Here is a 21695-nt window from a genome sequence, read left to right as displayed (position 1 = left end):
ACTGCTACCACAGCTGTGCCCTGGACCCGCTTTCGCCCTTCGGCGGTCCGCGGCCCATGCATTCAACAAAAAACGGCCCTACGCCGCGATCCCGGTTCTGCCATAACCTGCAAAACCGCGTATCCCGGCGTGCGCCGTCCTTTTTTGACAACTGTAATAGACTCCTGGCATGGCCGTCAGGCGGTTGCTCAGCGGTTGGCCAGCTCCTCGGTGATTTCCTCCCAGGTGACGCCCTTCTCGGCCATCAGCACCATCATGTGGTACAGGAAATCGGAAATCTCATACTTCACTTCCTCCGGGTTGGGATTCTTGGCCGCGATCACGATCTCCGTGGCCTCCTCGCCCAGCTTCTTTAATATCTTGTCAATCCCCTTGTCGAACAGGTAGTTGGTGTAGGAACCCTCCTTGGGGTGCTCCTTGCGGTCAAGAATCACACCATACACATCCTCGAACACCTTCAGGGGATTGGTCTCCTTATACTCCTTCTCAGCCAGGGTCTGGAAGAAGCAGGTCCGGCTGCCGGTGTGGCAGGCTGCTCCAATCTGATGGACCAGGGCCAGCACCGTGTCGTTGTCGCAGTCCAGGCGAAGGGACTTCACATACTGGAAATGGCCGCTGGTCTCGCCTTTAAGCCACAGGCATTTCCGGCTCCTGCTGTAATAGGTCATCTTTCCGGTGCGCAGCGTGCACGCAAATGCCTCCTCGTTCATGTAGGCCAGCATCAGCACCTGGGATGTCTTGTAGTCCTGCACAATCACCGGCACCAGGCCGTCGCCGTTCAGCTTGAAATCCTCCCAGGCCACGGCGCTCTCAAAGGTGTCCATTGGGAGACCTCTGCCCTTCAGCTGCTGTTTCAGCTCCATAAAGAGATCCATATCCGGCTCCGCCGGCGACAAAACCGCGCCGGAAACAGTCGGGATGGACAAGTTTGGAGCCAGACTGTCTTCCGGGGCGGTTCCGGACAGCAGCAGGCAGGGCAGACACGCGCGTTCCAGACGTGCCTTCAGGGCGCCTGAAATATCCCCGCCCCCATATTCCAGCGCCAGGGCGCTGGCTCCCAGCTGGGCGTACTCCTCCGCCCTGTCCAGATAACCGGCGTCGGGCAGGAACGCGTAAATCTTCTCATGGCCGAAACGGTCGGCCGCTTCCTTCATCAGGTCCACGTTCTCCTGCACGCCCACATCCAAACATACGGCGCTGGCTCCGGCGTAAAGATACTTCTTCACATCCTCGAGACGATGGACCCGTCCGCCCGCCAGAATGGGCGCATCCACCGCCCGTGCCGTCTCCTTGATCAGGCCGATCACCGCCTCGTGGTCGTCATCCGTCTCTGAGCAGTCCCGGATCCACACCTCGTCCGCCCCATTGTCGCAGGCCGCCGCGGCAAGCGCTGTGAGCGTTCCACCGTAGAGACCGCTCCCGTCCGCAGCCCCTGCACGGCCCTCCTTCACCTGAAATCCAACAATCAGCTTTTTATATTCCGTCATAATCCATTCCCCGTCCTATCTGTCTGAAATGCCCGGACCGCTTCCCGCAGGTCCACCCGATTCTCGTACAGCGCCTTGCCGATAATCGCGCCCTGAATTCCGGCGTCGTAAAGCCGTCGCAGATCCTCCATGGAGGAAACGCCGCCGGAGGCGATAATATCCAGACCCGTGTCCATTGTCAGCTCTCTGGTTGCCTCCACATTCGGCCCGTTCAACATCCCGTCCCGGGCGATATCTGTGTATACAATATGCAGGACACCCAGTTCCTTCATTTTCAGGCACAGCTCCCGGGCCGTCACAGAGCTCAACTCCTCCCAGCCCTGGATCGCCACCAGGCCGTCCCGGGCGTCCACCCCGGCCACGATGCGCTCTGGCCCGAAGGCCGCAACCAGCTCGCCCATAAACTCCGGCCGTTCCACGGCCTTGGTTCCGATGATCACCCGGGCCACGCCCAGGTCCAGCATGTTTCGGACCGCCTCCGCTGTGCGGATGCCGCCGCCGATCTCCACGGGAATGTCTACCGCCTCCACGATGGAGCGGATCACCGCCTCGTTTACGGAACGCCCGGCCAGGGCTCCGTCTAAGTCCACCAGGTGCAGAAAGGTGGCTCCCTGATCCCGCCACATCCGCGCCATGTCCGCCGGAGTGTCTGAATACACCTTCACATTGTCAAAAAGTCCCTGGGTCAGGCGGACGCACTGCCCACCCTTGATGTCGATTGCCGGATATAACTGCATAGGTTCCTCCTTAGAAAATGAAATCACAGGGTATTACCTGTTACCGCCTTTTGCCCCTGCTGCCGGATCCGGCGGCCTCTCCCCTGGCCGCTCCATATCGCAGGCCCAGAACCACCATCATAAGCAGGCCCAAAACAGCCCTGCTGCAGAACAGCCGCCACAGATTGTGGGTTTTCAAAAGCGTCACCAGATGGGCGGCCGCGTACCCGAAGGTATAGCCGAACTCCCGGTATCCCGTCGCCAGTAAAATCACGTGGTAAGCCACCACCGAGACCAGAAGCAGGACCAGGGACACTCCCAGCACCGGCCGCACCTCCTGTTCCGGGTTCCACTGGCTTAAATCCTTATGCCGCGTGAACAATCCCCTGATTCCAAAGCCGTAACCGATGGAGATCAGGTAAAACATAGCCATAGCGCCCAAAAGCGGTCCCCATACGGCAAACCCGCTGAACAGCATCCAGATGGCGATGCCCGGCACGGCCAGCACCAGGCTGCCTGCCAGCGCTTCCCCTGTGCTGGGCTTCGGAAGTTTTTTAAGATTCTGCCGGCGTTCCTTCCGCTTTTTGGAATCGCTTAAAGACTCCGCCTTGTCCCCGGACTTGCCTGCCCCGGCTTTTCCCGAAGCAGCCTTCTTGTTCCGGGTGCGATCAGCAGCAGCCCGGGCGATCCTGGACTCAATCTCCGCCTCCAGCTCCTTCACCCAGGCTTTCTGCTCCGCGTGGGCCGCAATCACATGGGCCTTCTGGCCGGTGGTGGCCACCGCCAGCAGATCGCCCGCGTAGTAGGTGCGCTCAATGTCCTCCCAGGGCACCACGTCGAACTGGTAATCCCCGGTGATCAGAAAATGCTCCGTCAGATAGACCGCGGTCCCCGGCGCAAAGGGCTCTGCCCCGGCCAGCTCCTCGTCCGCCCGGCGCAGCCGCTCCTCGTCCAGGCCCTCCAGCCTGGCCCTGCGCTCCGCCACCCGGCGGATGAAGAAAAACAGCGCCATCAATCCAGCGGCAAGCACCAGCCTCGGCAGATAGTAGGCCGCCGAGGCCGCAGCCCCGGTCACTCCGCCCACGGCGGACACCAGGGCGGGCGTACCTAAAAACAGAAGGCAGGCCGCACCAATCAGCCCCACCGCCACATACAGGCTGAGCTCCCGCTTCTGCAATCGTTTCATCTTATTTGAACACGTATATTTCATGGCCGGGTCCCCTTACAGCGCGCCCTTGGTGGACAGCACGCCGCTCACTCTGGGGTCCATTGCGCAGGCGGCGTCCAGCGCTCTGGCAAAGGCCTTGAAGGCCGCCTCGATAATATGGTGGTTGTTGGCGCCGGACATCTGGCGGATATGCAAATTCATGGCCGCGCCGTAGGACACGGCGTAAAAGAACTCCCGCACCATCTCCGTCTCCAGGTCCCCCACCTTCTCCCGGTCCAGGGTCAGGTCGCAGACCAGGTAGGGACGTCCGCAGAGATCCAGGGCGCACATCACCAGAGCCTCGTCCATGGGCAGAATCTGGCTGCCATAGCGGGTGATCCCCTTCTTGTCCCCTACCGCCTGAGCGATGGCCTGGCCCAATACGATGCCTGTGTCCTCCACGGTGTGGTGGGTGTCCACCTCCAGATCCCCCTCCACCTGAAGGCTCAGATCAAAAAAGCCGTGGCGGGCAAAGCTGTTCATCATGTGATCGAAAAATCCGATTCCCGTGTGGATATCGGCCTTTCCGCTCCCGTCCAGGTTCAGGGTGCATTTGATCTTCGTCTCGCTGGTATAGCGCTCGATTGTGGCAATTCGTTCCATTCTATGGCTCCCTCCTACTGTTTACTCAAACCGCACGCGGATGGAATTGGCGTGGGCCGTCAGATGCTCGGACTCCGCGAAGGCCTCGATGTCCCTGTGGGCCTTCTCCAGAGCTTCCCGGGAATAGTAGATGATGCTGGACTTCTTGATAAAATCGTCCACGCCCAGGGGAGAGAAGAATTTGGCCGTGCCGTTGGTTGGCAGAATGTGGTTGGGTCCCGCGTAATAGTCCCCCAGCGGCTCGGAGCTGTATTCCCCAATGAAAATGGCCCCGGCGTTCTGAATCTTTGTCATCACCTCAAAAGGATTGGCCGTGACGATCTCCAAATGCTCCGGCGCAATGGAATTGGCCGTTTTCACCGCTTCCTCCAGGGTGTCCACCACCAGAATGTAACCGTAATTGTCCAGGGATTTCTGAATGATCTCCCCTCTGGAAAGCTCCCGCACAAAGCCGTCCACCTCCCGGGACACCTGCTCTGCCAGCTCCATGCTGGTGGTCACTAAAATCGCGCTGGCCAGCTCGTCGTGCTCCGCCTGGCTCAACAGGTCGGCCGCCACAAACCGGGCGTTGTCCCCCTCATCCGCGATCACCAGAATCTCACTTGGCCCCGCGATACTGTCGATGCTCACATGGCCGTACACGGCCTTTTTCGCCAGGGCCACGAAAATATTTCCCGGGCCCACGATCTTGTTCACCCTTGGAATGGACCGGGTGCCGAAGGCCAGGGCCGCCACCGCCTGGGCGCCGCCCGCCTTGTAGACCTCCGTGGCTCCCGCCAGATAGGCCGCGGTCAGGGTCACCGGGTTCACCTTTCCGTCCTTTCCGGGCGGCGTCACCATCACGATGCGCTTCACCCCCGCCACTTCGGCGGGCACAATATTCATCAGCACGGAGGAGGGGTAGGCAGCCTTCCCGCCCGGCACGTACACGCCCACGCTCTCCAGAGCCGTCACCTTCTGGCCCAGGATGGTGCCGTCCGGCTGGGCGTCGAACCAGCTGTTGCGGCACTGCTTCTCATGGTAGCGGCGGATGTTCTCCATGGACGTTTTCATCACCGCTAAAAGCCCCGGCTCCACCTGCTCCATGGCTTCCCGAATCTCCGCCTCCGTCACCCGGACATTGTCCGCGTCAAGCTCTGCCCCGTCGAACCTGCGGGTATACTCAAACAGCGCCTCGTCTCCCCGCTCCTTCACGTCCTCCACAATGGCCTGGACGGTCTCGGTATAGCTGTCATAGTTGTTGGGGTCACGCTTTAACATGTCCGCCAGAATATTTTCCATGGACTTCTCGTCCAGCTTTACGATTCTCATGGTCTTTACCCTCCTGTATTTACGCCTGCTGTCCCTGGGAATTCTCCTCCCGAAGCAAGTCCTGGAATCCCCGGATAATGGACGTGATGCGCTCATTTTCCGTCTTCATGCTCACCTGGTTCACCACCATCCTGGCGGACAGGGTGCAGATCTCCTCCAGCACCAGAAGTCCGTTTTCCCGCAGGGTGGAACCGGTCTCCACAATGTCCACGATCACCTCGGACAGGCCCACAATGGGCGCCAGCTCGATGGAACCGTTGAGCTTGATGATCTCCACGGTCTGGTATTTCCGGTTGTAAAAATAGTCCTTAGCGATGCCCGGGTACTTGGTGGCCACCCGGATCAGTTCGTGGTGGTTTAAGCGCTCTCTGGCCGACTCCGGCCCGCACACGCACATGCGGCATTTTCCGATTCCCAGGTCCATGACCTCGTAGAGCTTGCGCCCCTCCTCCAGGATCGTGTCCTTGCCCACGATGCCGATGTCCGCGGCCCCGTACTCCACATAGGTGGGCACGTCGCTGGCTTTTGCCAGGAAAAAGCGGATTCCCAGCTCCTCGTTGACAAAAATCAGCTTGCGGGAGCCCTTGTCCTTCATCTCCTCGCAGGAGATGCCGATGCGGCCGAACAGCTCCATGGCCTTGTTCGCCAGCCGTCCCTTGGCCAGCGCTACTGTCAGATATCTCATGATCTCAACCGTCCTATCTCTCTATGATCGCGGGGCAGCAAGCGCCCGCCCCCTGCTCCTCACTCATATTCCGACAGCGGAATTATGTCCTCGCTGCCCTTCACCATGTCCATGACCCGCACCGTCCGGCCGTCCCCTTCCAGGTACAAAAGATTGCGCTGTCCGCGCCGCCTCACCATATCCTGGTAATCCTCCAACGCCCGGTCCGCCTTCCGTTTCATGGACTGCACCGCCAGATTCTGCCGCCGGAAATGCTCCGCCAGCCACAGGGCCCCGGTTCTGGCCTCCTGCTCATATAAAATCACGGTGCCCGGCAGTACCACCGGCACGTCGATCTGCTGTCTGGACAGGGCCGCCATCAGCTGGTCCACCACGATCACAAATCCCACCGCAGGGGCGTCCTTGCCGAACTGCATGAGCAGCTTGTCATAGCGCCCTCCTGTGACAATATAATCCCCGGTCCCGTAAGTATACGCCTTGAAAATGATCCCCGTGTAATACCGGTAATTGCTGAGCATCCCCAGGTCATAGGTCACATAGTCCGCCAGCCCCCGCTCCGCCAGAATGGCGTGAACCTCCTCCAGCCGCCCGATGGCATTTAAGGCCCGGGGATTGCCGGTGAGCTCCGCCGCCCCGCGAATCTGCTCCACGGAGCCGAACAACCCCGGAAGCCGCAAAAACAGCTCCTTCAAGCCCTCGTCCATGGGAATATCCTTCAAAAGCTCCTCCACGCCGAAATTGTTTTTGTTCTCGATCAGGTGGTTTAAGGCCTCCTGGGTCTCCTCGTCCAGCCCCGCCTCGTCCACCAGGCTGCGGTAAAACTCCACCTGGCCCAGCTCCACCTGAAACTCCTTCAGCCCCGCGGCCCTCAGGCTGTCAATGACCATGGCGATCATCTCCGCATCCGCGTCCGCGCAGTCGTCCCCGATCATCTCCGCCCCGGTCTCCGTCCGCTCCTTAAGCCGTCCCTGGTAGCTGGAATTATTCTTAAACGTCCGCTCCAGATAACACAGCCTCAGAGGCATGGGGTCGTCACAGTGATACTTTGCCACAAACCGCGCCACCGCCGGGGTCATATCCGGACGCAGCACCAGCGTCTCGTTGTCCCGGTCAAAAAACTTGAACAGTTCCCTCTGCCCCACGCTGCCCCGGTCCTTGCTGAAAATATCAAAATACTCAAAGCTGGGCGTCTGAATATGTTCGTATCCGTAGGAATAGAGCACCTGCAGAATCTTCTCCTGCACCGCCAGCTTGCGCCTGCACTCCGCCCCATAAATGTCCCGGACACCCTCCGGTGTATGAATCAAATAATTTTTCTCCGCCATAATCTCTCCCGATCTCTCTCACCCCGCTGCTTTCACATGGTAAAGTGATAATTCAATAACGTATGCGTTTCATTATAGGGGACAATCCCGCGCTTGTCAATCATTTTTGCTCCCATCCGCCTCTTCCCGGCCATCCAGGTCCATCTGAATCTGTTCCAGATAATGGACCAGCATATCCCGGCACCCTCTGACGCGGAACCGCTTGTCCACCTCGTCGTAGGTAAAGCTCTTACGCCCCCCATCCTCCATCCGCTTCCAAAACGCTTCCACCTCCGCCAGCGGCAGATAAAAAATCTCATCCCTGGCCGTATACGACAAAATAATAAAGGAGATCCCCCCCTGCCTCTCAAACTCCCTCATAAACTGCATCTGGTGAGGATGTATATTCTGCAACGGAAATGTAGACGCCGCGCACTCCTTAGCGTCAAAACACACCGGAATCCCCTGAACCGCCCCAATATAATCCACCGTACTCTTCTGATCAAAATAAGCCAGGGTAATATGCCGGTTCTGTTTATCAATCTCAATGGGCGTAATGGGCGTCGGAATCTTCTGAATCAACGCCAATCCCTTTTCCCGGTAGCTCTCATTGGTATGATTGATCAAATCCTCCAGCGTAGATCCTCTCAACCCCCTGCTATTCCAGGTTCCCATACCCACATCATCCTTTCATCCCGTTCATTCGCTGAAAACCAGTATACCAGATTCCCCCCTGAATCACAACCCCCGCAACCACCAAAGGGCGCCTTCCGGCGCCCTCGCAACGATCTCCATATTTCACTCTGTCTGCATAAAAAACATTTCTCCACCCATCTTTTTTCTACTCTCTCCCCATAAAATCCAGCGGCCGCCCCAACCAGGCAGCGGGTGAGCGTCAGGGGCGCGGGGATTGAGGTGACTTCGGAGCGGTTTAGAGGGACTTAGGTCCCAGGACCCGGAAAAGCCGGGATTTCGCAGGGCGTTCAACGCCCGGAGAAAGCGGAGGCGGAGGGGCCGGCATCAGGCCGGCGCCGGAGCTCGGAGCAGTGCCCGGCTTTTCCGGGTTCTGGGATCTTAGTCCCTCAAACCGCGGAGACCGGAACCTCAAGCCCCGCGCCCCTGACGCTCACGAACGGATGCATCCCCCACGTCCGCCCCCCCTTTTATCCCTGTCTCTTCACCGGAAAATAAATATCCGTCACCCACTCCTCCGCCGCCACCTTATCAAACTGCGTCTTAACATAAATCTCATAGGGCATCCCATTCATCTCATACCCATTGGCGTTAATCCAGCTCACAATCGCCCCATACGCATCCGGCAGCCCAGAATAAGGTCCCACATGTGTCGTTTTCGCGCAGGTCTGCACCGGCAGCACACAGTTCGCCTGATCCCGGTCGCAGATTCCCACCCCCAGCTCAATGTCGCTGAAAGCCGGATCGAACTCCTTGTCGTGATAGATCGCCAGCACCACCCCGTTCACTTCCAGATGCTCCCTGGCCACCTTCTCATAAATTTTCCCGTAATAGCGCCCAAAATCCTCCACCGACATGGTCGCGCGGCAGGTCAGAAGCACCTGCTCCCTGCTGTCAACGATCTCAACCTCATAATTATTCTGATAACTCATAATATCGCCTGTCCTTTCAAACTGGCCGAGGTGCTGCTCCATCTCCCGGATGGTGATGGAAATATGTTCCATCTCCCGCTCCAGGCGGAAGCGCTGCTGCCTCAGCTTTTTCATTAAAATGTGCTGGTCTTCAATCCCCAGAAGCTCCTGGATCTGTGACAGAGAAAGGCCGTACCGCTTGTAGCGGGCGATCAGCAGCATAATCCCGATTTGGGACTCATCGTAGTAGCGGTAGCCGGTGAACACATCCGTCTGTTCCGGCCGCAGCAGCCCGATTTTGTCATAATGTCGCAAGGTCTTGACGCTGACCCCACAGGTCTTTGACATCTGTCCGATGCTTAACATAGTATCCTTACCTCCGTCACAGTCATTTCCGATTCGAATCTATTGAAAGTATAGGCTCTGCCCTTAGGGAAGAGTCAAGCGGTATTTGATAAAATTGCTCACAGGCCAGGCGCGCGCCCCACCGCATCCAAAAAACGGCCGGCGTCATTTTCATGCTCGCCGGCCGGACTTATCGCCCTCCTGTGCCAATCCCTCTCAGGCTTCGGCGTTAAACCGCCTGGCCTGCTCCTCGATCAGCTCCATATCTTCGAAATAGTTGATCTTCATAGCGCGCTTCATATCCGCCAGAGTCTCGGAGGCCTTGGCCCGCGCCTTCTTGCTGCCCTCCTCGAGAATCCGGTATACCGCCGGAATATCCTTGGCGATCTCCTTGCGGCGCTGACGGATCGGCTCCAGCTCCTCCTGGAGAACGCTGTTTAAGAAACGCTTCACCTTTACATCGCCCAGACCGCCTCTGGTGTAATGCGCCTTCAGCTCGTCCAGATTCCGGTAATCCGGCAGATACTTGGCAAAATGTTCATCGCGGCAGAACGCATCCAGATAAATAAACACCGGATTGCCCTCTACACGCCCGGGATCCTCCACCCGCAGGTGGTTGGGGTCTGTGAACATGGACATGATCTTTTTCTTCACCTCGTCCTCCGTGTCAGACAGGTAAATGCAGTTGCCTAAGGACTTACTCATCTTGGCCTTGCCGTCGATTCCGGGCAGGCGCAGGCAGGCCTTGTTGTCCGGCAGCAGGATGTCCGGCTCCACCAGAGTCTCGCCGTACACGCTGTTAAACTTATGGACGATCTCGCGGGTCTGCTCGATCATGGGCGCCTGATCCTCTCCCACCGGCACGGTGGTGGCCTTAAAAGCCGTGATATCCGCCGCCTGGCTGATGGGGTATGTGAAGAAGCCCACCGGGATGCTGGCCTCAAAATTGCGCATCTGAATCTCGGACTTTACGGTAGGGTTGCGCTGCAGGCGTGAAACCGTCACCAGGTCCATATAGTAGAACGTCATCTCACAGAGCTCGGGAATCTGGGACTGGATAAACAGCACGGATTTCTCCGGGTCCAGGCCGCAGGCCAGGTAATCCAGCGCCACCTCGATGATATTCTGGCGCACCTTCTCGGGGTTGTCCGCATTGTCCGTCAGGGCCTGCGCATCCGCGATCATGATGTAAATCTCATCGAATTCTCCCGAGTTCTGAAGCTCCACTCTGCGCTTCAAAGAACCCACATAATGTCCTACGTGAAGCCGTCCCGTTGGGCGGTCACCTGTCAGTATGATTTTTCCCATATCTATCATGCCCTCTCTATCTTCTCAGGCGCCGCGGTCCTGCCGCTTACGCCCTTTTGTCAGCTTGTATTATCATAACCCGCAAACCGCCGGTCTGTCAAGAACCGGTGGAATTTCCTGGGAAATGTTATAACGAATGTATCCCTTCCCCCTCCAGCACCCGGCTGAACTTCTCAGGCAGCGGGGCGAAAAACTCCCGCCCGGCCAGGTAATCAAGCGGGGCGGCCAAATCCTCCGGCATCACCAGCTTCCAGGAATGCAAAAGCTGGGCCCGCAACCCGTAGCGCTTTTTCATCTCCTCATTCACGGACCGGTCCCCGTACTTGAAATCTCCCAGAATGGGGTGGCCGATGGAGGCTAAATGGGCGCGGATCTGATGGCTGCGCCCGGTGATCAGCGTCACCTGAAGCAGGGTAAAGCCGCCGCCCCAGGCCAGCGGAAGGTATTCGGTCATGATGGGAACGCTGTTCTCCACCTCTAGCGGGTAGATGTCCACCGTGTTGGTGGCCTCATCCTTGCGCAGGAACCCGGCGATCAGCTGCTTCTCCTTCAGTCTGCCCTTCACAATACACTGGTAGTATTTGTGGATGCTCCGGTCCTTGAACACCGCGTTCATGACCTGAAGCCCGGCTAAAGACCGCCCCGCCACCACCAGCCCGCTGGTGTTGCGGTCCAGCCGGTTGCAGATGGACGGGCGGAAGGTGCGCAGCTGCTCCACCGGCATGTGGCCGGAATCGATGAGGTAATTCAGGATCGCCTCGTTCAGGGAAGTGTCGTCCTCCCGCGCCTTCTGGCTCAAAAGCCCGGCCGGTTTGTTCACCACCAAAATGTGGCTGTCCTCATAAATAATATCCGGTTTTGGATAATATCCGGAAGTTGGCTTGGCCGCCCCGCCGTCGGTGAATTTCGCGATGGTCTCGTCGGCCAGAAACAGCCGGATCTCATCGCCCTCGCCCAGTCGCTCCGAGCCGTCGCATTTTTTTCCGTTCAGAGTGATGTTCTTCTTGCGCATCATCTTGTACAGGAAACCTTTTCCGGCCTGATTCATATATTTTGCCAACAGCTTGTCCAGACGCTGTCCGGCTTCGTTGGGGGTGACAATCAGAGTCTGCATAGGCCCTTTTATCTCCTGTCTCTCAAAATTTTCTCATCACGTACAAAAGCAGCCGGTGAGGCACAACCTTGGTCAGGAGGTGAAACACCTTCATGGTCAGGCCGTACACCGACACGTCCCGCTTCACAATGCTGTCCTTTATGGCCTTGCGGACCACATGCCGGGGATTGGCCATCACCAGCATCTTGTAAAGCGGAATCTGACCCGTGGTCTCCGCAATGTCGAAAAACTCCGTCCTGACCGGCCCGGGGCACACCGCCGTGACCGCAATATCCCGGTCTTTAAGCTCCTCGTTTAATGCCCGGGAGTAGCTGAGCACAAAGGATTTGGTGGCTGCGTACACGGCGAAATCCGGCTGGGGCAAGAAAGACGCCGCAGAGGCGAACATGAGGATCCGGCTGTTGTGGGTCATGTAGGGCAGCACCAGATGGGTCACGGCCACCAGGGCCTCGCAGTTTACCCGCACCATCCCCGTCTCATCGCCGGACGCGATGGAGCCAACCGGGCCGATCTTGCCGAAACCGGCTGCATTTACCAGGTACTTCACATCCGGCGAGCAGGCCCTCAGCGCGGACTCCAACACGCCCAAATCCCCCGCCTCCGACAAATCCAGCTCAAAACATCTCAGCCGTACCGGGCACTGGGCGGCAAGCTCCTTCAGCCGCTCCTCCCGCCTGGCAATGACCCACATCTCGTCAAAGCCCGGAAAATGGTCCGACAGCTGCAGCACCGTCTCGCGCCCCATGCCTGAGGACGCGCCCGTAATCACCGCAATCTTCATTAAAAACGCCTCCTTATGCTTCCTTCAGATAATCCAGCATCTCATAATAATCATTGATATAATAATCCGCCAACGCGGCCTTCTCCTCCCGCATATGCCGGGAAAACTCGTCCTCCACCGCGAACACGGTCATACCTGCCCGTTTTCCGGCCTGGATGCCCGCCGGAATGTCCTCGAACACCAGACATTCCTCCGGGCTTACGCCCAGCCGCCCGGCCACATTCAAATAGATATCGGGCGCAGGCTTGCCGGCCGCCACCTCGCAGGCCGTTGCCACCACCTGAAAATACCGCCGGATTCCCAGGGAATCCAGCACCGCATCCACCATCGCCCGGCCGTTGCTGGTGGCGATGCCCGCCTTCATGCCCAGACCCGCCGTGCGGTCCAGGAAATCCCGAACCCCCGGTTTCAAGGGCACTTCGTTCCGGTATTTTTCAATGGACATTTCCGTCCAGGCCGCTTTGATTTCCTCCAGGGAATCCGGCAGCTCAAACCGCTCCTTGAAATAGGCGGCTGTCTCCGAAAAGCTCATGCCCTCGATGGACTTCTGCAGGTCCTCCGGGCAGTCGTACCCGTAGCGGTCCAGGTATTCGACGTCGATGCTCTTCCACATCCACATGGAGTCCACCAGAGTTCCGTCTAAATCAAAGATAACCGCTTTTTTATGTTTTAATCCCATTTGTCCTCATCCTTTTTATTCTGTCCGTCTGTTTCAGGGGCAAAACCGCCCTCTCTATTGTTATACTTGCTTTTGCCCCGTCTGACAACCCTGAAGATCCTGGATTTCCTGCTCTGTAAGCGGCCGGTACTCCCCCGGAGCCAGCGCCGGGTCCAGAACCAGCGGCCCCATGGACAAACGTTTTAGATAGGTCACGCGGCAGCCCATGGCTTCGAACATGCGCTTGACCTGATGGAATTTACCCTCCCGTATGGTCAGGCGCACCTGGCCGGGCTCCAGGATTTCCAGACGGGCCGGAAGGGTTTTCGTGCCGTCCTCCAGCACCAGGCCGGCTGCCGCCCGCCCGACGGCGTCCCCTGGAAGCTTCCCCTCAATGCGGGCAAAATACACCTTGTCCACATGCTTCCTGGGTGACAGCAGATTGTGGGCCAGGGCCCCGTCATTGGTCAGAAGCAGCAGCCCCTCGGTGTCGATATCCAGCCGCCCCACCGGGAATAAGTCTCCCCGCAGCGCCCCGGTGATCAGCTGGGTCACGGTCTGGTAGCGCCCGTCCTCGGTGGCGGAAACCACTCCCTGGGGTTTGTTGAGCATGTAATACTCCGTGCGGGCGTAAGCTACCTCCACCCCGTCCAGGCAGATTTGGTCCGCCTCGGGGTTGATTTTCAAATCCGCCTGGCGGGCCACCTGACCATTCACCATTATTCTGCCCTTACGGGCCATCTCCTTGACCTGGCTGCGGGTGCCCTGCCCCATTTCCGTCAAAAATTTATCAAGCCGGATCATTGCCTTCTTGCGCTCCGCCATCTGAATTCGCTCCTTTCCCGGCGCGGTAATTCTACATCCACCGCCATCCCGGATAGTATTTATTTTTCAGGACCGGACCGGCGCCCTTGGCCCAGCCCAGCGGATAACCGCCGGCGCAGACCAGGCACCAGCCCTTCACCGGTCCCTCCCCCTCGGCCAGGGCTATGGTCTCCCCCTTGAGATAGCGGACCGCCCGCTCATCCTCCATGGGAAAATCCACCGTGACCGGATATTGTTCTTTTTTCAAAACCATTGCCAGGGCCTGGGAAGGCTCAAACCGCCCCTTTTTCAGCTCCCCTAGCAACAGGCCCGTCCGCAGAAAACGCAGGGACGGCGGTTGTTCCATTCCGGCGGGCAGAAGGTACACACCCTCCGGCCGCACCGACAGGCGCTCCCGTGGGACCGGAAGGGAGAGCTGTTCCAAAAATGCCTCCAGCTCTCCGGTATACGCCGCCGCAGGAGTGTTCCGCCCCTTTTTTGCCTGCCCCGGAAAATTGCGGACCGCGCCTCTGCCCTTCGCCGTCTCCCGCGCTTCCGCCTTCTCCCTGCGGCGCCCGCGAAGGTCCTCGGTTCCCGTCCGGACGTTGTCCCCGGCAACCTTGCCCGCGCTGCCCGCCTCCAGGCCGCCATCCCCGGCTGTCCCGCTTTCTCCACTGCTCTTCTTCCGCAACAGCGCAAGAAAATGCCCTTCCCCCTTGATTCTATGTGGAAACAGCCTCATGCAGCCGTCCAGCCCGATCCCCCCGCAGGCCCCGGGCACCAGCCTAGTATCAAGGGGCTTAAGCTCCAGGTCCGGGAAGCGGCTCAACACGTACTCCACGGTTCCCTCGTCCTCCTCCCGCGAGAAGGTGCAGGTGGAGTACAGAATAGTTCCCCCGGGCCGCAGCATGGTCACGGCGGCGGCTAAAATCTCCCGCTGCAGGGGCGCATAGTAAGCCGGTCCTTTTAGAGCCCAGTCCTTCACCATCTCGCCGTCCCGGCGGAACATCCCCTCGCCGGAGCAAGGCGCGTCCACCAGAATCTTGTCAAAAAACAGCGGAAACACCTGTGAGAGCCGTTCCGGGCTCTCGCTGGTCACGCAGATATTGGGGATCCCGGCCAGCTCCAGATTCTTAAGCAGCGCCCTGGCCCGGGAATTGCTGATATCGTTGGACACCAGCAGTCCTTCCCCCAAAAGTCTGGCTCCCAGCTGGGTACTCTTGCCCCCCGGAGCTGCGCACAGGTCCAGCACCCGGTCCCCCGGCTTCACGGGCAGCAGCTCCCCGGGCGTCATGGCGCTGGGCTCCTGGAGATAGTAGAGGCCCGCATAGTAGGCCGGATGCCTGGAGGGCCTGGCCTGATCTGCGTCATAGTAGAATCCCGTTTCCACCCAGGGCACCGGCTCCAGCTGCCAGGGAAGCATAGCCTTTAACTGCTCCGGCCGGATTTTCAGCCCGTTGGCCCGCAGCCCCGGCTTCCAGTCCTCCCCAAAGCTCCTGATATAAGATGTATATTCCTCGTCGCCCAGCAGCGCCCGCATGGAATCCGCGAAGGCTGCCGGCAGCAGTTCTGATCTCATGGTTCTGAATGTTCCTTTCCCCAGCCGGTCCGTACCGTCCGGCAGTACCATATCAATTCCCCGGCGGCGTGCAACAGGCCGGTCAGACCCGGCCCCGCAAAGGCCCGCAGGGTATTTAACGTTCGGTTCAGTTTAGCATACTTCCGCCAAAAATTACAGATATTTTTTCAAAAACGCCCAAAATTACCACGATGAAAGTTTTCTTGACAGGCATGTCCCGCTCTCCTATAATAAACCTTGCAGACTCTGCCGCAATATAGTAGAAAAGAGGAATGGACATTATGACATTTGTTATGGATATGATCAAGGGGATTTTCATCGGCATCGCCAACATCATCCCCGGCGTCAGCGGAGGGACCATGGCGGTCTCCCTGGGAATCTACGATAAGCTGATCGGGGCGGTCTCAAGCCTGCTCTCCAACTGGAAGAAAAGCCTTCTCACCCTGCTGCCCATCATCCTGGGCTGTGGAATCGGCATCGTGGGCTTCACCTACGCCATCGAGTACCTGCTCAGCAAACACACCTTTGTGACCTGCATGGCCTTTGTAGGACTGATTCTGGGCGGCGTCCCCGTGCTGGTGGGCACCCTGCGCCGGGAACTGCGCCACCGCCGCCGTTCCATCGGCTTCGGCGGAATTATTGCCTTTCTCGCGCTGTTTGCGCTGGCGGCCTTCCTGCCCATGTTGAGCTCCGGCGAGGAAGTGTTAAAGATATTTTCCCCCACCCCTGGAACGTTGATCTCCCTGTTTCTGGTGGGCGTGATCGCCTCCGCCACCATGGTGGTGCCCGGGGTCAGCGGCTCCCTGGTGATGATGATTCTTGGCTACTACTACGGCATCATCGAAACCATCAAAAATTTCCTGGACGCCCTAAAGGTCCTGGACATGCCGGGCGTACTCCACGGCGTGCTCCTGCTGACCCCCTTTGGCTTTGGCGTGCTGCTTGGGATCTTTCTCATCGCCAAGCTGATCACCTTCCTTTTTAAGCGCTACGCCATCCACACCTACTGCGCCATCCTGGGCCTGATCGCGGCCTCGCCCTTTGCGATCTTCTACAACACCGGGCTGTTCGCCCAGCTCGGCAGCCTGACGCCCCTGACCGTGATTCTGGGCGTTGGAGCGGCCGTCGCCGGAGCGGTGATCACATTTCTCATGGGAGAGCGCTCCCACTGAGTTCCCGGGCAGGCAGCGCTCAATAGCGGTATGTAAAGCGGTATTTTTCCAGATATTTTAAAATCCAGTACGGATCCACGCTCAGCTCGTCGAAATGGTCCGTCTTAAAGTAAATTCCCACGTGGAGGTGGACGTCGAAATTCCCGGTCGTCCCCTCCACTTTGCTGTATCCGGTATCTCCCATATACCCCAGCAGTTCCCCCGCCTTCACCACATCCCCTTCCTTCCAGTCCCGGCTGTAGCCGTACAGATGGGCGTAATACAGATAAGCGCCCCTGGGCGAGCGGATTCCCAGCCGCCAGCCGCCGAGTTCCAGCCATCCCACCTTCTCCACCACCCCGTCGCTCATGCTGACCACGGGATAAAATCCCCTTGGCTCCTTCGCCCCCATAATGTCGCAGCCCTCGTGGCCCCGGCCCTTGTTCTCCCGTCCGTCCGCCGCCCCGGTCCCGTCTGCGCCGCCCGAACCGCTTTGCCCGGTCCCGCTCTTATAGGTCCGTTTGTCCATCCAGCCGTCCTCAAACTGCACGTCCGGCACCGAAGGGTCGCCGCTTCGGGGGACTGGGAAATACTGTAAATCTCCCAACACCGTCTCGTAGGCCTGTTTGAGCTTCCGGTAGTCCGCGGGCCGTCTGGCCTGCAGCAGGCGGGAGCTGTAGTCCGTGGATTTCAGCTCCCGCAAATCGTAGTCGTTCTGGATCATCAGCGCGGTGAGCATATCAAAATCCAGCTCCTTCTCCCCGGCGATCAGCTGTCCCAGGCGCATGGAGCGGAAATCCTCAGTCTCGCAGGTATAAGCCCCCAGCTGGTAATAATCCGGGTTCTCCACCAGGTACTGGGTGATGGTGCACTGAAACACGGCGAGCAGTAAAATGAGAAACAAAATCATACAGGCACCGCCTCTACAATATATTGTATAAACCATTGTATTCAGGTGTCTATGAAAAAATCCATCGGACGGCTGCTGCCCGTCCTCTGCCTCATACTGCTTCTAGCCCGCCCCGCCCTGGCATTCACCGGCGCCCGGGACGGGCTCGTGCTCTGGGCAACCGTGGTGCTGCCCACCCTGCTGCCCTTCATGATCTGCTCCGGCGTGATCGTGGCCCTGGACGGCGTGGGCCTCCTCACCAGGCCCTTCGCCCCTTTTTTCAGCGGACTGCTGAAGCTCTCCCCAAACGGCTGCTTCGTGCTCATGAGCGGCCTTCTCTGCGGTTATCCCATGGGTGCCAAAACCGACAGCGAATTTTTAGACAGCAGGCGCATCTCGCCGGCCCAGGCCCGCTATCTCCTGGCCATCGTCAACCATCCCAGCCCCATGTTCGTGCTGGGCTACGTGGCGGACCGCCTGGCCCTGGTCCAGGGCGGCTCCGGCTGTCCCCTCTGGGCCGTCGCCCTGGCCCTGTACCTGCCCGTGATTCCCGTCGCCCGGCTGGCACGGCGTATCTACGGCTATCACGGCGAGGAGGATCCCACCCCGGCCGCAGCCGGAACATCCGCCGCGCCCTTCTCATTTGACGTACACATGATGGGCTGTTTTGAGACCATGGTGAAGATCGGCGGCTACATCATGCTGTTCTCCATCCTGGCCATGTACCTGGCAAACCTGCCCTTTGAGCTGCCCCTCATGCGCCCGGCGCTTTTGGGGGCCGTGGAGATCACCACCGGCATCCAGGCCATCGCGGCCAGCGTTCCCGGCTTCCCGGCCGCGGTTCTGATCGCAGCGGCCACGGCCTTCGGCGGTTTCTCCGGCATTTTCCAGACAAAAAGCGTACTAAAAAATGCCGGACTCTCCATCCGGCATTATATACTGTGGAAAGCGCTCCACAGTCTCATCACCTGTATACTGTTACTTGGGCTGCAAAGCCTGCTTCTCATCTGCGGCTGACAGCACTCTAACGCTGGGGGCCGTCCTCCACAGGAAGCTCCTGCTCCTCCGGCTCCTCCTGCTGAACCAGGCCGCCAGACAGCTCGTTGCGGTTGGTGGAAACGATGTCGTAGCTGGACTGCATGGAGCTCATGAATCCGTCGAAACGCCCCTTTGCCCCCTCCATGGTGTGGTTGATAATGGTCTGAAGGCTGCGCAGCATGTCGTCCGTGTACTGGATGGACCCCTGGCGGATGGTGTTGGCATCGTTTAACGCCTGGTCCACAATGGCCTGGGCCTGCATGTTGGCCTGCTCCACCACCTCGTTGGCGTGGGCGTAGGCCCGCTGCATGATCTCGTGCTCGTTGACCATCTCGCTGGTCTGTTCGTCCGCCCGGGCCACCAGGGAATCCGCCTGCTTTTTGGCCTCCTCCATCATGGCGTCCGCCTGGGCCTGGGCCTCCCCGAGAATGGTGTCCTGCTGGCTGATGATCTTCTGGTACTTTTTGATCTCATCGGGGATGCGCAGACGCAGCTCAACCAAGAGCTCCTCCAGCTCCTCCTTGTTCACGATGATCTTTGTATTGGATAACGCCTGATATTTGCAGGTGTCTATGTATTCTTCAATTTCACTGATCAACTGTTCAATTCTGCTCATCATCTTAACCTATCTCCTCATTTTCCAAAATCGCTCATAGCTGCCCGATGCCTCACAGCTACAGTCCGCTTACAACAAATTCATCTTTTGTGCAGCGCCGTCGCGGCTCATCGCCTGGCGGTCAGCTTTTCCCGCACTTTCTCTGCCACAGCCGGATGCAGGAACGCGCTGATCTCACCGTCGAACTCGGCGATCTCTTTGACGATGCTGGAACTCAAGTAGGAATATCTCAAATTGGTGGTCAGGAAGATGGTGTCCACCTCCGGGGCAATCACCCGGTTGGTCTGGGCCATCTGCAACTCATATTCAAAATCCGTAATCGCCCGCAGGCCACGCACGATCACCCGCGCGTCGTTCTTGCGGACAAAATCAATCAGTAATCCCTCGAAGGACTGAACCTCCACGTTGGGCAGGTTGGCGGTCACTTCTTTTAACATATTAACACGTTCTTCCACAGAAAACAACGGAGACTTTGATTTATTATTCAAAACTCCGATGATGACCCGGTCGAACATCTTGGAGGTGCGCTCGATGATATCCAGATGACCCAGGGTCACCGGATCAAAGCTTCCGGGGTATATGGCTTTATTCATGTTTTTCTCCCTTTGCAACAAAGACATGCTTGTTGGTCTTGTACTCTTTACTCCTGATCAGATCGTATCCGGCGGCCGTAAGCCACCCAAAATCCGTCTCCTTTGCCGCCTCAATAACGATGGTTGTGTTTTCATCCGCCATGGGCGAGCCGGACAGATAGGTTAAAACCTGCTGTTCCCAGCCCTTGTTGTAGGGCGGATCCATAAAGATGATATCGAACACGTAGTTCTTTCCCTCCAGCTTGCGGAGGCTGGAAATCACATCGTTTCCCATCACCACGGCCCGGTCCTCCAGCTTGGTTCTGCTTAAATTCTCCCGGATGCACTCCACGGCTTTGGGATTGTTCTCCACCAGGACGGCCAGGCTGGCTCCGCGGCTTAAGGCTTCGATGCCGATGGCCCCGCTGCCGGAAAACAGATCGAGAAACATACAGTCCGGAATGGACGGCTGCAGCATGTTAAACAGCGTTTCCTTGATCCGGTCTGTGGTCGGACGGGTGTCGAGTCCGTCCACGGTCTTTAAAAGCAGCCTTCTGGCGCTGCCTGCGATTACTCTCATTTTGACTCCTGAATGATTTCGTATGATAAAAAGGGATCGGTATTCAATCCCGCCAAATTTGTTTTCCCAACAAGTATAATATGAAAATCCCAGTTATACAAGGGGTTTTTTTGCGTTCCGGGCAAAAAAACACCCTTTCTTTCTATAATTAGATGCCGGAAATGCCGCTGAATGCAGGGTTTACATTCCTCCCATTTTTTAACAGAAAACGAAAAACCTTCTAGTGTATTATTCCCGCATGAACACATAATAGGATTGTAACACAAAACAAAGTCATGCACCACTTATAAAACAGCATGACAAAACGATTAAAGGAGGAATGTTACAATGTCTAACAATTCTAACAGAACAAACGTACCTGAAGCAAGAGAGGCAATGGACAAATTCAAGATGGAAGTTGCAAATGAGATCGGCGTACCGTTAACCAACGGTTACAACGGCAACCTGACTTCCGCTCAGAATGGTTCCGTAGGCGGTTATATGGTTAAGAAGATGATCGAGTCCTACGAGCGTCAGCTGGCTGGCAAATAAGATCACGCCCTTTTCGGAAGAAAAAATGTAATTGAATGAGAGCTCCCCGGACTGAAGCAATTCGGCCCGGGGAGTTTTTTATCCTATATTCCAATGGGATCAGTCCACATACACCACTTTGCCGGTTCTGGCCTTATCCGCCTTCACATCGTCCGGATATCCCAGCGCCGCCATGCCGTAGACCACGTGGTCCGCCGGAATGCCAAGCTCATCCAGAACCTGCCGGATGGCCGGAACGTCGCAGACGTCCTGAAGCTGGTTGATCCACACGGAGCCGATGCCTAAAGAATGGGCGGCCAGGAACATGTTCTCCATGGCGCAGGCGTCGTCCTCCCTGCCGTAGGGACTTTCCTTCAGGTTCGAGGGGATGACAAGAGCCTCGGGCTCATACATATTGTAGCCCTTCCGGTCCAGCACCTCACGGATGGCCGTGGCCAGCTTCTGAATCTTCTCCCGGTTTCTCACCACCGTGAACTGCCAGGTCTGCAATCCCTTGGCGCTGGGCGCGTGGAGAGCCGCCTGGACGATCAGCTCCATCTCCTCCTCGGGAATGGGTTTGCACAAAAATTTGCGCGTGCTTCTTCTGGTAAGTATTGTCTCAAGTGTCTGATTCATATGAAATACTCCTTTCCTTTAACTGCCTTTACCCTTTATTGTATCCTGCCACAGGCCGCAGGTTGACGGCGGACCTGCAGCTTTTTCCATTATTATGTTTTGTAGTCAACCGCAGGTTGGCGATAAAGGCACCGTATCCTTATTATACCATGTGCGGCATGTTCCCGGAAGTCCTTCCAGGCAGCTCGCCGCAAGTT

At 57.8% G+C, this 21695-nt stretch carries 23 protein-coding genes; 3 read left to right on the top strand and 20 right to left on the bottom strand.

Translation table 11 applies throughout. The annotated features are described in order from the left end of the window. Window positions 1–188 precede the first annotated feature (188 nt). From hisIE to ACK2JC_RS27690, 15 genes are all read right to left on the bottom strand, one after another. Window positions 189–1487, bottom strand: coding sequence for a bifunctional phosphoribosyl-AMP cyclohydrolase/phosphoribosyl-ATP diphosphatase HisIE (gene hisIE / locus ACK2JC_RS27760; protein ID WP_320937050.1), 1299 nt, complete (start codon window positions 1485–1487; stop codon window positions 189–191). Next, window positions 1484–2224: a 1-(5-phosphoribosyl)-5-[(5-phosphoribosylamino)methylideneamino]imidazole-4-carboxamide isomerase gene (hisA, locus tag ACK2JC_RS27755; protein WP_092360754.1), complete on the bottom strand. Its 741-nt coding sequence runs from the start codon at window positions 2222–2224 to the stop codon at window positions 1484–1486. Before hisA ends, hisIE begins: the two co-directional genes overlap by 4 nt. Window positions 2225–2264: 40 nt before the next feature. Continuing rightward, entirely contained in the window at window positions 2265–3413 is a 1149-nt protein-coding gene (locus ACK2JC_RS27750) for a hypothetical protein (RefSeq protein WP_320937049.1), read from the bottom strand. A gap of 12 nt (window positions 3414–3425) precedes the next feature. Continuing rightward, on the bottom strand, window positions 3426–4013 hold the full coding sequence (hisB, locus tag ACK2JC_RS27745; protein WP_092360756.1) for an imidazoleglycerol-phosphate dehydratase HisB: 588 nt from the start codon (window positions 4011–4013) through the stop codon (window positions 3426–3428). Between the two features lie 21 nt (window positions 4014–4034). Then, window positions 4035–5324, bottom strand: coding sequence for a histidinol dehydrogenase (gene hisD / locus ACK2JC_RS27740; RefSeq protein WP_368271826.1), 1290 nt, complete (start codon window positions 5322–5324; stop codon window positions 4035–4037). A 19-nt stretch (window positions 5325–5343) separates the two neighbouring features. Continuing rightward, window positions 5344–6009, bottom strand: a complete 666-nt coding sequence (gene hisG, locus ACK2JC_RS27735; RefSeq protein ID WP_007711393.1) for an ATP phosphoribosyltransferase — start codon at window positions 6007–6009, stop codon at window positions 5344–5346. A gap of 59 nt (window positions 6010–6068) precedes the next feature. Beyond that, window positions 6069–7334 carry an ATP phosphoribosyltransferase regulatory subunit gene (gene hisZ / locus ACK2JC_RS27730; RefSeq protein ID WP_320937046.1) on the bottom strand — a complete coding sequence of 422 codons (1266 nt, stop codon included), beginning with the start codon at window positions 7332–7334 and terminating at the stop codon, window positions 6069–6071. Between the two features lie 96 nt (window positions 7335–7430). Beyond that, window positions 7431–7988 (bottom strand): Holliday junction resolvase RecU, encoded by a 558-nt coding sequence (locus ACK2JC_RS27725; RefSeq protein ID WP_024734750.1) that lies wholly within the window; start codon window positions 7986–7988, stop codon window positions 7431–7433. 488 nt (window positions 7989–8476) lie between these two features. After that, window positions 8477–9283 (bottom strand): MerR family transcriptional regulator, encoded by an 807-nt coding sequence (locus ACK2JC_RS27720; RefSeq protein WP_320937045.1) that lies wholly within the window; start codon window positions 9281–9283, stop codon window positions 8477–8479. Window positions 9284–9478: 195 nt separating this feature from the next. After that, window positions 9479–10570: a tryptophan--tRNA ligase gene (gene trpS, locus ACK2JC_RS27715; RefSeq protein WP_092360976.1), complete on the bottom strand. Its 1092-nt coding sequence runs from the start codon at window positions 10568–10570 to the stop codon at window positions 9479–9481. Window positions 10571–10697: 127 nt separating this feature from the next. Then, window positions 10698–11684 (bottom strand): RluA family pseudouridine synthase, encoded by a 987-nt coding sequence (locus tag ACK2JC_RS27710; protein WP_320937044.1) that lies wholly within the window; start codon window positions 11682–11684, stop codon window positions 10698–10700. Between the two features lie 22 nt (window positions 11685–11706). Then, complete coding sequence (locus ACK2JC_RS27705) at window positions 11707–12465, bottom strand: SDR family NAD(P)-dependent oxidoreductase (RefSeq protein ID WP_320937043.1); 759 nt, start codon at window positions 12463–12465, stop codon at window positions 11707–11709. Between the two features lie 13 nt (window positions 12466–12478). Next, window positions 12479–13144, bottom strand: a complete 666-nt coding sequence (locus ACK2JC_RS27700) for an HAD family hydrolase (protein WP_227167450.1) — start codon at window positions 13142–13144, stop codon at window positions 12479–12481. Between the two features lie 60 nt (window positions 13145–13204). Further along, the gene (locus tag ACK2JC_RS27695) at window positions 13205–13948 is read right to left on the bottom strand and encodes a pseudouridine synthase (protein ID WP_368271822.1); all 744 of its coding nucleotides are present in this window, start codon (window positions 13946–13948) and stop codon (window positions 13205–13207) included. Between the two features lie 31 nt (window positions 13949–13979). After that, entirely contained in the window at window positions 13980–15506 is a 1527-nt protein-coding gene (locus ACK2JC_RS27690; protein ID WP_368271820.1) for an RsmF rRNA methyltransferase first C-terminal domain-containing protein, read from the bottom strand. Between the two features lie 281 nt (window positions 15507–15787). Between ACK2JC_RS27690 and ACK2JC_RS27685 the strand changes: the two genes are divergently transcribed. Beyond that, window positions 15788–16678: a DUF368 domain-containing protein gene (locus ACK2JC_RS27685; protein ID WP_368271818.1), complete on the top strand. Its 891-nt coding sequence runs from the start codon at window positions 15788–15790 to the stop codon at window positions 16676–16678. A 19-nt stretch (window positions 16679–16697) separates the two neighbouring features. Here ACK2JC_RS27685 and ACK2JC_RS27680 read toward each other — a convergent pair whose 3' ends face one another. After that, complete coding sequence (locus tag ACK2JC_RS27680; RefSeq protein ID WP_107434745.1) at window positions 16698–17567, bottom strand: M23 family metallopeptidase; 870 nt, start codon at window positions 17565–17567, stop codon at window positions 16698–16700. Window positions 17568–17618: 51 nt separating this feature from the next. Between ACK2JC_RS27680 and ACK2JC_RS27675 the strand changes: the two genes are divergently transcribed. Then, window positions 17619–18563 carry a nucleoside recognition protein gene (locus tag ACK2JC_RS27675; RefSeq protein ID WP_368271816.1) on the top strand — a complete coding sequence of 315 codons (945 nt, stop codon included), beginning with the start codon at window positions 17619–17621 and terminating at the stop codon, window positions 18561–18563. A 7-nt stretch (window positions 18564–18570) separates the two neighbouring features. Here the strand turns inward: ACK2JC_RS27675 and ACK2JC_RS27670 are convergent, their stop codons facing one another. The 3 genes from ACK2JC_RS27670 to rsmD all read right to left on the bottom strand — a co-directional run bounded on the left by ACK2JC_RS27670 (window position 18571) and on the right by rsmD (window position 20376). Beyond that, window positions 18571–19203 (bottom strand): vacuolar family H+-ATPase subunit H, encoded by a 633-nt coding sequence (locus ACK2JC_RS27670; protein WP_092360767.1) that lies wholly within the window; start codon window positions 19201–19203, stop codon window positions 18571–18573. 104 nt (window positions 19204–19307) lie between these two features. Continuing rightward, complete coding sequence (gene coaD, locus ACK2JC_RS27665; RefSeq protein ID WP_092360768.1) at window positions 19308–19793, bottom strand: pantetheine-phosphate adenylyltransferase; 486 nt, start codon at window positions 19791–19793, stop codon at window positions 19308–19310. Next, window positions 19786–20376, bottom strand: a complete 591-nt coding sequence (rsmD, locus tag ACK2JC_RS27660) for a 16S rRNA (guanine(966)-N(2))-methyltransferase RsmD (RefSeq protein ID WP_227167639.1) — start codon at window positions 20374–20376, stop codon at window positions 19786–19788. The genes coaD and rsmD overlap by 8 nt, the downstream gene beginning before the upstream one ends. A gap of 303 nt (window positions 20377–20679) precedes the next feature. Here rsmD and ACK2JC_RS27655 point away from each other — a divergent pair, with 303 nt between their 5' ends. Beyond that, window positions 20680–20883 (top strand): alpha/beta-type small acid-soluble spore protein, encoded by a 204-nt coding sequence (locus tag ACK2JC_RS27655; protein ID WP_024734761.1) that lies wholly within the window; start codon window positions 20680–20682, stop codon window positions 20881–20883. Between the two features lie 99 nt (window positions 20884–20982). Here ACK2JC_RS27655 and ACK2JC_RS27650 read toward each other — a convergent pair whose 3' ends face one another. Then, window positions 20983–21498 carry a nitroreductase family protein gene (locus ACK2JC_RS27650; RefSeq protein ID WP_092360770.1) on the bottom strand — a complete coding sequence of 172 codons (516 nt, stop codon included), beginning with the start codon at window positions 21496–21498 and terminating at the stop codon, window positions 20983–20985. Between the last annotated feature and the right edge of the window lie 197 nt (window positions 21499–21695).

This window comes from Enterocloster lavalensis, assembly GCF_046603895.1.
Taxonomy (GTDB): Bacteria; Bacillota; Clostridia; order Lachnospirales; family Lachnospiraceae; genus Enterocloster; species Enterocloster lavalensis.
This window is presented reverse-complemented; position numbering and strand designations above follow the sequence as displayed.

What these genes read in the sequence shown, in the direction of transcription:
- hisIE (WP_320937050.1), bottom strand. Translation starts at nt 1,487, where the DNA reads ATGACGGAATATAAAAAGCTGATTGTTGGATTTCAGGTGAAGGAGGGC.
- hisA (WP_092360754.1), bottom strand. Translation starts at nt 2,224, where the DNA reads ATGCAGTTATATCCGGCAATCGACATCAAGGGTGGGCAGTGCGTCCGC.
- ACK2JC_RS27750 (WP_320937049.1), bottom strand. Translation starts at nt 3,413, where the DNA reads ATGAAATATACGTGTTCAAATAAGATGAAACGATTGCAGAAGCGGGAG.
- hisB (WP_092360756.1), bottom strand. Translation starts at nt 4,013, where the DNA reads ATGGAACGAATTGCCACAATCGAGCGCTATACCAGCGAGACGAAGATC.
- hisD (WP_368271826.1), bottom strand. Translation starts at nt 5,324, where the DNA reads ATGAGAATCGTAAAGCTGGACGAGAAGTCCATGGAAAATATTCTGGCG.
- hisG (WP_007711393.1), bottom strand. Translation starts at nt 6,009, where the DNA reads ATGAGATATCTGACAGTAGCGCTGGCCAAGGGACGGCTGGCGAACAAG.
- hisZ (WP_320937046.1), bottom strand. Translation starts at nt 7,334, where the DNA reads ATGGCGGAGAAAAATTATTTGATTCATACACCGGAGGGTGTCCGGGAC.
- ACK2JC_RS27725 (WP_024734750.1), bottom strand. Translation starts at nt 7,988, where the DNA reads ATGGGAACCTGGAATAGCAGGGGGTTGAGAGGATCTACGCTGGAGGAT.
- ACK2JC_RS27720 (WP_320937045.1), bottom strand. Translation starts at nt 9,283, where the DNA reads ATGTTAAGCATCGGACAGATGTCAAAGACCTGTGGGGTCAGCGTCAAG.
- trpS (WP_092360976.1), bottom strand. Translation starts at nt 10,570, where the DNA reads ATGGGAAAAATCATACTGACAGGTGACCGCCCAACGGGACGGCTTCAC.
- ACK2JC_RS27710 (WP_320937044.1), bottom strand. Translation starts at nt 11,684, where the DNA reads ATGCAGACTCTGATTGTCACCCCCAACGAAGCCGGACAGCGTCTGGAC.
- ACK2JC_RS27705 (WP_320937043.1), bottom strand. Translation starts at nt 12,465, where the DNA reads ATGAAGATTGCGGTGATTACGGGCGCGTCCTCAGGCATGGGGCGCGAG.
- ACK2JC_RS27700 (WP_227167450.1), bottom strand. Translation starts at nt 13,144, where the DNA reads ATGGGATTAAAACATAAAAAAGCGGTTATCTTTGATTTAGACGGAACT.
- ACK2JC_RS27695 (WP_368271822.1), bottom strand. Translation starts at nt 13,948, where the DNA reads ATGGCGGAGCGCAAGAAGGCAATGATCCGGCTTGATAAATTTTTGACG.
- ACK2JC_RS27690 (WP_368271820.1), bottom strand. Translation starts at nt 15,506, where the DNA reads ATGAGATCAGAACTGCTGCCGGCAGCCTTCGCGGATTCCATGCGGGCG.
- ACK2JC_RS27685 (WP_368271818.1), top strand. Translation starts at nt 15,788, where the DNA reads ATGACATTTGTTATGGATATGATCAAGGGGATTTTCATCGGCATCGCC.
- ACK2JC_RS27680 (WP_107434745.1), bottom strand. Translation starts at nt 17,567, where the DNA reads ATGATTTTGTTTCTCATTTTACTGCTCGCCGTGTTTCAGTGCACCATC.
- ACK2JC_RS27675 (WP_368271816.1), top strand. Translation starts at nt 17,619, where the DNA reads ATGAAAAAATCCATCGGACGGCTGCTGCCCGTCCTCTGCCTCATACTG.
- ACK2JC_RS27670 (WP_092360767.1), bottom strand. Translation starts at nt 19,203, where the DNA reads ATGATGAGCAGAATTGAACAGTTGATCAGTGAAATTGAAGAATACATA.
- coaD (WP_092360768.1), bottom strand. Translation starts at nt 19,793, where the DNA reads ATGAATAAAGCCATATACCCCGGAAGCTTTGATCCGGTGACCCTGGGT.
- ACK2JC_RS27655 (WP_024734761.1), top strand. Translation starts at nt 20,680, where the DNA reads ATGTCTAACAATTCTAACAGAACAAACGTACCTGAAGCAAGAGAGGCA.
- ACK2JC_RS27650 (WP_092360770.1), bottom strand. Translation starts at nt 21,498, where the DNA reads ATGAATCAGACACTTGAGACAATACTTACCAGAAGAAGCACGCGCAAA.